General features: G+C 40.4%; 9 protein-coding genes. 4 read left to right on the top strand and 5 right to left on the bottom strand.

Features of this window, described 5'->3' with window-relative positions; translation table 11 throughout:
• Position 1 precedes the first annotated feature (1 nt).
• Positions 2 to 1,429, top strand: coding sequence for a deoxyribodipyrimidine photo-lyase (gene phrB, locus C0T34_RS13025; RefSeq protein WP_098941439.1), 1,428 nt, complete (start codon positions 2 to 4; stop codon positions 1,427 to 1,429).
• Positions 1,430 to 1,517: 88 nt separating this feature from the next.
• Here phrB and ppc read toward each other — a convergent pair whose 3' ends face one another.
• The 4 genes from ppc to C0T34_RS13005 all read right to left on the bottom strand — a co-directional run bounded on the left by ppc (position 1,518) and on the right by C0T34_RS13005 (position 8,890).
• Positions 1,518 to 4,154, bottom strand: coding sequence for a phosphoenolpyruvate carboxylase (ppc, locus tag C0T34_RS13020; RefSeq protein WP_109850283.1), 2,637 nt, complete (start codon positions 4,152 to 4,154; stop codon positions 1,518 to 1,520).
• A 924-nt stretch (positions 4,155 to 5,078) separates the two neighbouring features.
• Positions 5,079 to 7,517: a bifunctional aspartate kinase/homoserine dehydrogenase II gene (locus C0T34_RS13015; protein ID WP_098941441.1), complete on the bottom strand. Its 2,439-nt coding sequence runs from the start codon at positions 7,515 to 7,517 to the stop codon at positions 5,079 to 5,081.
• 9 nt (positions 7,518 to 7,526) lie between these two features.
• Positions 7,527 to 8,687, bottom strand: a complete 1,161-nt coding sequence (gene metB, locus C0T34_RS13010) for a cystathionine gamma-synthase (RefSeq protein ID WP_109850282.1) — start codon at positions 8,685 to 8,687, stop codon at positions 7,527 to 7,529.
• On the bottom strand, positions 8,684 to 8,890 hold the full coding sequence (locus C0T34_RS13005; protein WP_109402106.1) for a hypothetical protein: 207 nt from the start codon (positions 8,888 to 8,890) through the stop codon (positions 8,684 to 8,686). Before C0T34_RS13005 ends, metB begins: the two co-directional genes overlap by 4 nt.
• Positions 8,891 to 8,968: 78 nt before the next feature.
• Here C0T34_RS13005 and metJ point away from each other — a divergent pair, with 78 nt between their 5' ends.
• Positions 8,969 to 9,286: a met regulon transcriptional regulator MetJ gene (gene metJ, locus C0T34_RS13000; RefSeq protein WP_006534139.1), complete on the top strand. Its 318-nt coding sequence runs from the start codon at positions 8,969 to 8,971 to the stop codon at positions 9,284 to 9,286.
• 134 nt (positions 9,287 to 9,420) lie between these two features.
• Here the strand turns inward: metJ and rpmE are convergent, their stop codons facing one another.
• Positions 9,421 to 9,633 (bottom strand): 50S ribosomal protein L31, encoded by a 213-nt coding sequence (rpmE, locus tag C0T34_RS12995; RefSeq protein WP_006534140.1) that lies wholly within the window; start codon positions 9,631 to 9,633, stop codon positions 9,421 to 9,423.
• A 203-nt stretch (positions 9,634 to 9,836) separates the two neighbouring features.
• On the opposite strand from rpmE, the gene priA reads away from it, so the two are divergent.
• Complete coding sequence (priA, locus tag C0T34_RS12990; RefSeq protein ID WP_109850281.1) at positions 9,837 to 12,038, top strand: primosomal protein N'; 2,202 nt, start codon at positions 9,837 to 9,839, stop codon at positions 12,036 to 12,038.
• Positions 12,039 to 12,343: 305 nt separating this feature from the next.
• Positions 12,344 to 13,375, top strand: a complete 1,032-nt coding sequence (cytR, locus tag C0T34_RS12985) for a DNA-binding transcriptional regulator CytR (protein WP_072064648.1) — start codon at positions 12,344 to 12,346, stop codon at positions 13,373 to 13,375.
• The last annotated feature ends 15 nt before the right edge of the window (positions 13,376 to 13,390 follow it).

The raw sequence follows: 13,390 nt of genomic DNA, 5'->3' as shown, positions 1-13,390 counted from the left end.
CATGCACCCGTCTTCTGTTCATTTAGTCTGGTTTCGTAATGATTTAAGAGTGACGGATAACAAGGCACTCTTTAACGCTTGCCAAGATAAACAAGCACAGGTGCATGCTCTTTTCACCGTAACGCCTGAACAATGGAAAGTTCACAATATGGCTTTGTCATGTCAGGCGTTTATTCATGATGCTTTACTTGATCTTTCAATATCGCTGGCAAAACTTAATATTCCACTGACAGTAGTGATTAGTGATACTTATTCAAATGCAGCTGATAAAGTGGCTGAATATTGCCAACAACATCGAGTTACCGCGCTTTTTTTCAATCACCAATATGCCCTTAATGAACAACGCCGTGATAAAAAAGTCACTGAGTTACTAGAAAATAAAACAACCATTTATGCTTATCATGACAATGTGTTTATTCCACCGGGTAATGTAGTCACACAACAAGGGGAGATGTATAAGGTTTTTACTCCCTTTAGAAATGCATTTTTACGACTCTTTTTTTCACAAGATAACGCTTCGTTACCTATCCCAGAAATAAGAGCACATCAAGAAACAGTATCTCCTTTAAAAGCGTCGCTTTTTTCACTTGAAAATACAAACGCATCTTCTTTTGTCGGCAAGGAAGAAGAAGCACTTAAACGCTTAAAACAGTTCTGCTATGAAAGTGTTCCACATTATGCAAAATGGCGAGATATTCCGGCAGTTGATGGCACAAGCCGATTATCGCCCTACCTTTCTGTCGGTCTGTTATCTATTCGCCAATGTTTTAATCGCCTTTACCAAACTGAACCTGATTTCTTAGAAAACAGTGCATCAGGCGCATTTGTTTGGTTTAACGAGCTTATTTGGCGAGAGTTTTACCAACACTTAATTGTGGCAAATCCCAATTTATGCAAACACATTGCTTTTCAGCTTTGGACAGAAAAAATTAATTGGCGTAATGAACAAGATGAATTTAACGCTTGGACTCAAGGCTTAACAGGCTTTCCGATTATTGATGCAGCAATGCGACAGCTTAACCAAACAGGTTGGATGCATAACCGCCTGCGTATGCTCACGGCGAGCTTTCTTATCAAAGATTTGTTAATTGATTGGCGTTGGGGTGAGCGTTATTTTATGTCACAACTTATTGATGGTGATTTCGCATCAAATAATGGGGGTTGGCAATGGGCTGCATCAACAGGAACAGATGCCGTACCTTATTTTCGAATTTTTAATCCGACCACCCAAGGACGAAAATTCGATCCTGATGGTGAATTTATCCGCCATTGGCTTCCAGAACTCGCCAATGTGCCTAATCGATATATTCATACCCCTCACGAATGGTCAGCAAAAACTAATAATTCTCTCGATTATCCATTACCCATTGTTGATCACGCAAAAGCACGAATAAGAGCCATTGAATCTTATGAAGAAGCAAAAAAATAAAGCCGATAACCGAGATAAAAATAAGAGATAAAACATAAAAAACAGCGCTGTTATTAAGCGCTGTTTTTATTTCTAAATATTGATGACTCTAGCCTGTATTACGCATACCTGCGGCAATACCCGCAATAGTGACCATAAGTGCCTGTTCAATACGAGGTTCCGACTCGCTATGAGTACGAGAGCGCTGCAATAACTCAGCTTGAAGTACGTTTAATGGATCTGTATACACATTACGTAGTGCAATAGATTCCGCAACCCATGGTAAATCTGCCATTAAGTGCTCATCTTTTGAAATGGCTAAGACACTCTTAATATCATCGGAAAGCTGTTGACGTAATTTAGATCCTAATGGCCATAAACGCTCTTCAACTAAACGTTGATCGTAATATTCCGCCAACCATAAATCCGCTTTAGCGTACACCATTTCCAACATCGCAATACGTGTATTAAAGAACGGCCAATTCTCACACATATCGTCTAATACCGCTTGTTTTCCGCTATCAATTTCATGTTGTAATGCAGCGCCAGCACCCAACCAAGCAGGTAGCATTAAGCGGTTTTGAGTCCATGCGAAGATCCACGGAATAGCGCGCAAAGTTTCAACACCACCAGTAGGGCGACGTTTTGCAGGACGTGATCCTAATGGTAGTTTACCCAACTCGCCTTCTGGCGTTGCCGCTCTAAAGTAAGGAACAAAGTCTTCTTGTCCTCGTACATAGTCACGATACATTGCACAAGAAACGTCAGACAAGGAATCCATTACCTCAATCCAAGGCGCTTTTGGCTCTGGTGGTGGTAATAAATTCGCTTCTAAGATTGCACCTGCATAGTGAGCAAGGCTACTAATGGTGACTTGTGGTAATCCGAACTTAAAGCGGATCATTTCACCTTGTTCTGTCACACGCAGGCCACCTTTTAAACTTCCTGGTGGTTGAGAAAGTAATGCTGCATGTGCTGGCGCGCCACCACGACCAATCGTACCGCCACGTCCGTGGAATAGTGTTAATGTCACACCTGATTTTTCACAGAGCTTAATTAATGCGTCTTGAGCACGATATTGTGCCCATGATGCTGCCATCACACCCGCATCTTTTGCTGAGTCTGAATAGCCAATCATCACCATTTGTTTGTCATCAATTAAATCTCGATACCAAGGAATATCAAACAAACGGGTCATTACGCTTTCAGCATTATTTAAGTCATCAAGCGTTTCAAATAAAGGGGCAACAGGTAATCGAATATTCGCGCCAGCTTCTTTCAGTAATAGTTTTACAGCTAATACATCAGAAGGCACTTTTGCCATTGAAATCACATAAGAGGCGATAGAATCTTTAGGTGATTCAGCAATCACACGGCAAGTCTCAAATACTTCTTGAGTTGCTGCACTTGGTTGCCAATTAGTTGGGATCAGTGGGCGCTTAGAACTTAATTCTTCAAGTAAGAATGTCTGTTTTTGCTCTTCAGACCAACTCGCGTAATCACCAAGCTCTAAATACTGTGTCAATTCAGAGAGTGCTTCAGTGTGATTGGTACTTTCTTGGCGAATATCGAGCTTAACTAGCTGTAAGCCAAAACAACGGATACGACGTAATGTATCTAACAGTTGCCCATTAGCGATAATACGCATACCGCACTGAGTCAGTGATTGATAGCAAGCGTATAACGGTTCCCAAAGTTGGGCATTATCAATTAACAGCCCTTCAGGAGGTAGAGATTGCTGTCCTTTAATGCGTTGTTCTAAATAATCACGAGTGACTTGTAAGCGAGTACGTAATTGTTTAGCAATTTCACGATATGGCTCTGCAACTTCAGCACCACCTGCTAACTCGCGCAGCTCAGGTGTACTTTCTGTCATTGAAAGCTCAGAAACAAGAACTTGAATATCATTTAAGAATAAATCAGCAGCTTTCCAACGGCTTAATAGTAAAGCATGGCGTGTAATTTCAGCCGTCACATTTGGGTTACCATCACGATCTCCCCCCATCCATGAGGTAAAACGAATAGGAGAAGCTTCTACAGGTAAGTTGTAATCTATGGATTCTTTAAGCTGCTCATTAAATTCACGTAAAAAAGCAGGAACACCTTCCCATAAGCTATTTTCAACAACCGCAAATCCCCATTTCGCTTCATCAATAGGTGTTGGGCGAATTTTTCTAATTTCATCAGTGTGCCATGATTGGGCAACTAACTGACGCAGACGGCGCATAATATTAGTACGCTCATAATCTGCTAGATCATCGTGGTCGAGTTGAGATAAACAGGTATTTACCTCAACTAGCTTATGAATAAGTGTACGACGTGCGATTTCGGTTGGGTGCGCCGTTAATACCAGCTCAATAGAAATTTGCTCTACCGCTTCTTTTAATTGCTCGTCGGTAAAATTCTTATCTTTTAGTCTGGTGATCAGTTTTGCCAATGCCACAGGATTACTCGCTGCTTCACCGTGAGGTGAAATGCTATGGTATTGTTCTGCCACGTTCGTCAGGTTTAAGAATTGATTGAATGCTCTAGCAACAGGTAATAATTCATCATTAGAGAGATTCTGTAACGTCAGCAACAGTTTTTGTCGCTGAACTTCATTACCCGCTCGTGATGATTTAGATAATTTTCGAATAGATTCAACTTTATCTAAAATTTCTTCACCGAGCGCTTCTTTTATCGTATCTCCAAGTAGCTTGCCAAGCATACTGACATTGCTACGCATAGCAGAATATTGTTGATTCATAAGACTCCTGACCTTGTCTTTGTGGCGGTAACAACATGCTTCTTCCTATTAGAAAAGTCATGTCCTCCCAGTTGTGTAATTAACTTTCATTTCTGATGTGACTTTATTTTGATTTTTGTGATAAGCCACACTGCTTTTTTTACTTAGCCTACTATTCATATCAGAAAATAATCGTTTTGGGGGATTTTTCTGAAATTTAATTACGGCTTTAGTCTTATAAGAATGTCTAATATTCATACTGTTCTAGCTCAATTTTAGCAAGAATAAGGACTTTTTTTCGTTTCTTATCTACTACGAAGAGTTTTTTACTAGAAAGGGAGTGATACGTGAAAATTTATCTGGCGAAAAATTTAGATGATTTTTTTTAATATTGATAAATTGTCTGGTCTATTTTTTTGATTTGTAGCTAATTTCGCTGGTGGGGCTATAACAACTCGTGTTTCTATTTCATCGCTTATTTTTATTCTTTTTTACATTTTTACTAGATCACGATTTCCGATTAAGATTCTCATAAGATAAAAACGAATAAAGCGCTGAATATCAGCGCTTTAAGTTAAGAATAACGAATTGTCTTTCAGTAAATTAAGTTGTCTGTTGTAAATAATGTGGTTAATCGAATTGTACTCTTAATAACGTTCAAACACGTTGTAACCGTACTTCAACTTCCACTCAAGACGCTTAAATTTCACATCATGAGCTACTGACAAAAGTTCTCTTTAGCTTGATGGTTCACCTCCGTCATTTCATTTCTTAGTGGGACAATCTGTCTTACTACTTTTGACATCAATCGCTCCTTTGTGACTAGAGATAATTCAAGTATAGCCAAAAAATTTAAAAAAATTGGGTGATATGACACAAAAATGACAAAAGATTATCAGCAAAAAATAACCTGCTGATAATCTTTATAAAAGAGAAAAAATTAAATTACAGTAACTGAGAAAGACGGTTTAAATCTGACTGAATTGCGCCTGCGGTCACGTCTCTGCCAGCTCCCGGCCCTCTGATCACAAGAGGGTTATCACGATACCAACGGCTTTCAATCGCAAATAAATTATCCCCCGGTAATAGCGAGGCAAGAGGGTGATCTTTTCTCACAGCTTCAACACCGACTTTTGCTTTACCATTAGCATCAAAACGGGCGATATAACGTAATACCATATCCATTTCATTTGCGGCAGCTAATCGTTGTGCCATTTGTTCATTGATCAATGCACTGTTATCAAAAAACTCTTCTAGCGATCCCGTTTCAGCTTGTACAGGCACTAAAGATTCAACTCGGACTTGTTCTGGCTCGATGTCATAACCGGCTTCACGAGCAAGAATAACCAGTTTACGCATCACATCTTGCCCTGATAAATCAATTCGTGGGTCAGGCTCGGTTAATCCTTGTTGCCAAGCTTGTTCCACAAGCTCACTGAAAGGCACTGTGCCATCAAATTGCAAGAATAACCAAGAGAGCGTGCCAGAGAAAATACCGCTAATTGATAAAATAGTGTCACCACTTTCACGCAAATCACGCACCGTATGATTAATCGGTAAACCCGCACCGACTGTTGCGTTATATAACCAATGGCGACCTGTTTTAGAAAAGGCATCTCGTGTGGCACGATAACGTAAACTTGAAGCCGAGCCAGCAATCTTATTTGCACTGATAACATGAAAACCGTAGCTAGCAAAATCTTCATAAGAGGTAGCAAGAGACTCATTAGCTGTAATATCAACAACCACTAAATCATCATAAGGATGAGCTCTCATCCAAAGATACAGTGACTCTTCATTATGCTCTGTCGCTTCCTCATCAAAGAAAGCCAATGCACGGCTTGGATTAATACCTTGATAATCAAGTAAACTACGACGGCTATCAACGACACCCGCAAGAATAAATTCAAAATCACTACGTGCTGACAAAGGCTCTTGTTCGCGAGCAAACAATTCTAACCAACGTGAACCAATATTCCCTTTACCAAACAGCACTAAGCCAATCTGTTTTTCAGCTCTAAATAGCGTTTGATGTAAACCTTGCAGTAGATGCTCGGTATAATTACGTAACACTGCAACTAAGCTGATGTTATCTTCAGCATGCCAAATAAATTCAACAGGTTGGTCTTTAAGTTGTTGATAAAAACGATGACAATGAAGTGGATTTTTACAGACACCCGCACCCACTAAAGCCACTAGAGAGAAGCCTTCTCGTAGATGTAACTTTCCTGGTAGAACCGCATCTTGTAATACATCTAATGCACTATTAGCGACTTCACTGGTATAGCAAAGCTGTAAAAGTTGGCTGTCTTTATCAACACCAGTAGCTAAAGGACGGATTTGTGCACGTTTAAGTAATTCATCAACCTCTTTCGCCACTTGTTCAAAGTTTTGATGAGATGGAAGTTGGAGTTCAATCAAACAAACATCATCATGGCTAGTAACGATTTTAGCGCCCGTTCCTGATGCCAAAACACGTTCTATACGAGTTGAACCCTGTTCTGGTTGATAGCTACAACGAAGTTGCAAATCAATATTACTGCCTGAAACAGGTTGAAGTGTACGTGTATGTAAAACGGGGGCAGCTAATCGAGCCAATTCGCTCGCTTCATCTAAACGCAGCAATGGTAATAAACAAGCATCTTTAACTTTACGAGGATCAGCACTATAAACACCCGCAACATCACTCCAAATTGTTACTTTACCGACATCCGCTAAAGCCCCAACTTGTGTTGCAGAGTAGTCACTACCGTTACGACCTAATAAGACCGTTTCACCTAGTTGGTTGCGACTAATAAAACCGGTTACGACAAAACGGCTTTCGGGATGTTTAGCTAATAGTGATTGTAATAATGGACGAGATAAAGTTTCGTTCACTTGAGGCTGAGCAGCTCTCTCAGCACATAAAAATTCACGCGCATCTAACCACACACTAGGCAAACCTTGCTCTGTAAGCAATTTCGCCATTAATCTTGCAGACCAAATTTCACCGTGACCGACAACTTCTGCATAAGTCGCGTCTGTAATCGGTTTATCCAACAAATAGCTTAAGCGTTCAAGATCAGCAATAAAGGCTTGAGAGAGTAATTCTGCATTCTCTTTTGAAAGTAGCCCTTCAATTAAAGATAACTGGTAACGACGCAAAGTTTGCTGAACTTGATGGGCAGAAATACGATCACTTTGGCTAAGTTTCAGCCAGCTAATCAACTGATTCGTCGTCGAGCCCGCCGCAGAAACCACCATTAGGTCATTAGGTTGGCTATAGTTTGTCATGATATTCACGACACGTTGATAACATTTTATGTCCGCAAGACTGCTACCACCGAATTTATGTAACTGACGGCAAATCGGCTCCGCCTGTTGTTTAATCGCCACTACGCTCATGATCCATGGTTACCTTTTAGTTGCTGCATCAAACGCACTTTGCAAATCGTTGATTAAATCCTGACTATCTTCAATACCCACCGAGATACGAAGTAATGAGGGGCTGATCCCTGCTATTTTTTTTGCTTCTTCTGACATACCTGCATGTGTCATGGTGGCAGGGTGACAAATTAAGGTCTCTACCCCACCTAAAGATTCTGCCAGTGTAAAGAGTGTTAATTGAGATAAAAAGAGTTTAATCACATCCAATCCCCCTTTTAACTCAAAACTTAACATCGCACCGAAACCTTGTTGCTGTTTTTTTGCTATTTGATGACCAACATGATCCTCCAGTGCGGGGTAATACATTTTTTCGACTAAAGGCTGTGTTTGTAAAAACGCCACTAATGCCTGTGCATTTTCTTGTTGAAGTCGAATTCGAGGCACTAATGTTCTTATACCTCTTAATAATAAATAGCTATCAAATGCACCAGAAGTGACGCCAATATTATTCGCCCACCAGCTTAGCTCCTCAAGCAGTTTCTGACACTGACAGATAACAACACCTGCGACAATATCTGAGTGTCCATTGAGATATTTTGTACATGAATGCACAACAATATCTGCTCCTAATGCTAATGGCTTTTGCAAAACAGGGCTCATAAAGGTGTTGTCAGCAACCACTAAAGCACCTTGCTGATGAGCAAGTTCACTGATTTTTTGAATATCCGTTATTCTTAAAAGAGGATTACTTGGTGTTTCGATAAAAACAATTTTGGGTTGATGCGCTAAAGCCTGCTTAAGTGCGACATCATCATTTTGATCAACAAAAATCACACGGTAGGCACCACGCGCTTGTTGACTGTTAAAAAGGCGATAACTTCCCCCATAACAATCATGAGGTGCAACAATCACATCGCCAGGTTTTAGAAAAACGGTGCAAATTAAATGAATTGCAGACATTCCACTGCTAGTGACAACAGCCCCTACTCCACCTTCTAGCTCTGCTAATGCCTTTTGCACCATATCGCGAGTTGGATTACCTCGACGAGAATAATCATGATCGCGAGGCTGATTAAATTCTAAAAAGTTATAGGTACTAGAAAGATAGATAGGCGGTACGACACAACCAAATTGAGTGTCTTCATTTAGCCCATTATGGATAGCAATTGTTGCTGTTTTCTTCGTCATACAGGCACCTTGTCACAGCGATAAGTGGAGAAATCGACAACAGCATATCCAATTAGACACCAAGACGTCAATACATCTAGCCATCTAAACTCCTTTACGGATAGATTAAGTAATGGAATAATACATAAATTAAGAATATCGCCAGTGCTATTACTTTTTCTCTCACCTTCAGCCAGAAGAGTCGGTGGTTTTAGAAAAGTCATGATAAACTGGTATTGCCCATCAGAATGTGGGTTAACCCTATTCTGACTTCAACTAAATGATATTAATTAAGGTAATCCATGGCTGAATGGAACGGTGAATATATCAGCCCTTACGCTGAGCATGGCAAAAAGAGTGAGCAAGTTAAAAAAATTACAGTTTCAATTCCATTGAAAGTGTTGAAAATTTTGACTGATGAACGCACTCGCCGTCAGGTTAATAACCTAAAACATGCAACCAATAGTGAATTATTGTGTGAAGCATTTTTGCACGCATTTACCGGACAGCCTCTCCCAAATGATGAAGACTTACGTAAAGAACGTAACGATGAAATCCCTGAAGAGGCAAAAGAAATAATGCGCCAGCGCGGGGTTGATCCCGATACTTGGGAGTATTAATCAGCGTCAATTTTTGATTTATTGCTTGATTAACACGAACAAAAAAGCCCAAAGCAAAAACTTTGGGCTTTTTTTCAATTCCGAACTGTCTGCAAGATGCCAGACTAGGCTGACATCTTGTGACAACAAATATCTTATTTGCTGCCTGGAATTTTGAAGCGTTTGTTGAACAGATCAACACGACCACCAGTTGCAACATCACGTTGTTTACCAGTATAGAATGGGTGGCATTTGTCACAAACGTCCAGATTCAGGTTATGACCTGCAGTGGAGTTGATTTTCATAACGTTACCGCAAGAACAAGATGCAGTAATTTCTTCGTATTTAGGATGGATATCTTTTTGCATGGAAAACCTCTACTAAGGCCGTGTCGCCATTCAGCCCACAGCCGAACACCACACGTCGTGTTGATTGAAATTAAGTGTTTGGTAATTTATCTACCAAAGGGGGCGGATCATACAGAATATCCACTAAACGCGCAATGAAATCCGCACACTTTTTGTGATATTCTTAAGGTCATCTTTTCGCTAAAACTCTCGGAAACCCTGATATGACTATAGTTCAGGTAATTTTGCCTGTACCACTGTTCTCCTCTTTTGATTATCTGTTACCGGAAGGGATCGACGCGCCAGTTGTAGGTAGTCGGGTGATCGTGCCTTTTGGTAATAAACGCCGCTCTCTTGGTATTGTCAAAGGACTCAGTACACACAGTGAATTTCCTATCGAAAAGCTAAAGCCTATTGATGAAGTCCTCGATAGCAACACACTCTTTCCGGGTGTTTTATGGGATATGCTAAATTGGGCATCGGCTTATTATCACTATCCTTTAGGGGAAGTGCTTTTTCATGCTATGCCGATTTTATTACGACAAGGAAAACCCGCAGAATTCACACCATTATGGCAATGGTACGCCACAGAAGAAGGGGTTAATCTCGACCTCAACAGTTTAAAAGGTGCGAAAAAACAGCAACAAGCATTAGCGGTCCTTCGACGTACACCTTTATATCGCCATCAACTTGATGAATTTGAGATCACAACAGCAACACTCAATAACTTAAAAAAGAAAGAGTTTGTGGATCTCCGTCCTATTCAACCAGCTCCGATACACTGGCACAATAGTCTTGCTGTTCAAGGTGAACGCTTTAAATTAAACACAGAACAAGCGGTTGCAGTAGGTGCAATCACAGCGCAAGCAGATCAATTCTCGCCTTTTTTATTATTGGGTATTACAGGTTCAGGCAAAACTGAAGTTTATTTGAGCGTATTAGAAAAAATTCTCGCACAAGGTAAACAAGCGCTGGTACTAGTGCCTGAAATTGGTTTAACACCTCAAACAATTCGTCGTTTTAAAGCTCGCTTTAATGCCCCAGTGGATGTACTTCATTCAGGATTAAATGATACTGAACGCTTAGCTGTTTGGTTACGAGCAAAACGAGGTGATAATGCCATTATTATTGGCACACGTTCGGCACTTCTAACCCCTTTTCAGCATCTTGGCATTATCATTATCGATGAAGAGCATGATGGCTCTTATAAGCAACAAGATGGTTGGCGTTACCATGCCCGTGATCTCGCCGTTTTCCGCGCAAAACAAGAAAATATACCTATCGTAATGGGAACCGCAACTCCATCAATTGAAACCAGTTTTAATGTTGAGCAAAAGAAATATCAACAACTCACGCTGACTCAACGTGCAGGTAATGCAAAACCAGCAACAGAGCATTTAATAGATTTAAAAGGGCAACCACTGACAACGGGATTATCTCCAATCCTTATTAAAGCGATAAAAGAGCACCTTAATGCAGGTAACCAAGTGATGCTCTTTTTAAATCGCCGTGGATTTTCGCCTGCATTGTTATGTCATGAATGTGGTTGGATAGCAGAATGTCCTCGCTGTGATCATTATTATACGATCCATCAAAAACATGGCATGTTACGTTGCCATCAATGTGATAGTCAGCGACGAATTCCTGCACAATGTCCACAATGTGGCTCAACTAATTTAATGCCAGTAGGATTAGGAACAGAACAACTTGAACAAGGGATTGGTGAATTATTTCCTGATACGCCAGTGACACGAATTGATAAAGATACAACAAGTCGCAAAGGCGCTTTAGAGCAACAACTTGAAGATATTTACCAAGGTGGCTCACGTATTCTTATCGGTACGCAGATGTTAGCCAAAGGGCATCACTTTCCCGATGTCACCTTAGTGGCTTTACTTGATGTGGATGGCGCTCTGTTCTCCAGTGATTTTCGTGCAGCCGAACGCTTTGCTCAGCTTTATATACAAGTATCAGGTCGTGCTGGCCGTGCAGGTAAACAAGGCGCGGTATATTTACAAACTCACCAACCCGATCACCCTCTTTTGCTGACACTATTAGAAAAAGGTTATGATGCTTTTACTAAAGAAGCTTTACAGGAGCGACAAGCAACTTTTTTACCACCTTATTCTAGCCATATCATGATCCGCTCTGAAGATCACAATAATCAACGTGCGCCTCAGTTCTTGCGACAACTCAAACAGTTTTTTGAACAACACCCAATGCGAGACGCTAGTTTGTGGGTAATGGGGCCCGTTCCTGCAATTCAAGCTAAACGAGGTGGAAATTATCGTTGGCAATTATTGCTCCAGCATCCTTCACGGGGTTATTTACAAAAATTAATGTCTATCACTTACCCTCAAATTGTCGCCTTGCCTGAGAGTAAAAAAGTGAAATGGAATATTGATGTCGACCCAACAGATTGTTAAGTGTCGTTTTCAACTAAGTTGAATGTATTTTAGCCAGACTTATGTTGAGGGTACAACTTCGCTCGAATACTCGTTGCCATCCAAGACTATTTGTCAATTTTGCGAACTACCTCATAAAAACGATTGGTATCACACTTTTTATGCAAACTAGGTAACAGAATCTATTTAAAAAGCGGGTAGAATAACAATTTAGAATATTTCTTGAATTAAAAACCGTCGATAAAATCCTTTTTTGAATATTGGCGGTTTTTTTGCAATAAAAAAGCAATCGTTTAACTAAACCATCCAAAAGGGAGGTATGGGGTTTGCAACAGAATAATAAAGATAATACGCAAGCAACAATGAAAGATGTTGCCCTTGCAGCCGGCGTGTCCACAGCAACTGTGTCACGTACTTTAATGAATCCGGAAAAAGTATCCTCACAAACCCGTCAGAAAGTTGAACAGGCTGTTCTTGATGTGGGCTATTACCCACATAACCTGTCAAAGAACCTTAAGCGTAACGAGTCAAAAACGATCCTTGTGATCGTACCTAACATCAGCGATCCATTTTTTACTGATGTTGTGTGTGGCATCGAAGAAACCGCTGCACAACATGGTTATCTTGTGTTAATTGGTGATTGTAAACATCAGCAAAAACATGAAAATGCCTTTATTAATCTTATTATTACCAAACAAATTGACGGTATGTTACTTCTTGGCTCACACATCCCTTTTGATGTTTCCAAAGAAGAACAGAAAAATTTACCACCGATGATCATGGCAAATGAATTTGCACCTGAACTCGAATTACCTACCGTCCATATTGATAATCTCACTGCATCTTTTAGAGCAACACACTATTTACAGCAAATGGGGCATAAGCGTATTGCCTGTATTACAGGCCCTGAAGATATGCCTTTATGCCGTTATCGCTTACAAGGCTATATTCAAGCCATGCGTAGAACAGGCGTACCTTTGCGCGAAGATTATATTATTCGTGGTGATTTTACCCATGAAAGCGGTGCAGAAAGTCTGAAAAAGCTGATTTCTTTACCTGAGCCACCGACAGCAGTCTTCTGTCATAGTGATATTATGGCAATTGGCGTTATGTGGCAGGCAAAAAAATTAGGGTTAGAGCTTCCTAAAGATCTCTCTGTGATTGGTTTTGATAATCTTGATATTACACGTTATAGCGAGCCTGCTCTGACAACGATGGAACAACCTCGTTATCAAATTGGTCGTGAATCTATGTTGTTATTACTTGACCAATTACAAGGTAGACCTGTCGCACCCGGATCTCGCTTATTAGATTGCGAGCTAATTATAAGAGATAGTGTCTGTCGGCTTAAAAGCTAGGCAAAACACACTATG

Source organism: Proteus sp. CA142267 (assembly GCF_003336825.1).
GTDB classification, from domain to species: Bacteria; Pseudomonadota; Gammaproteobacteria; order Enterobacterales; family Enterobacteriaceae; genus Proteus; species Proteus terrae.
Note: the sequence above shows the minus strand (reverse complement) of the source record. Positions and strands in the feature narration are given on the sequence as shown.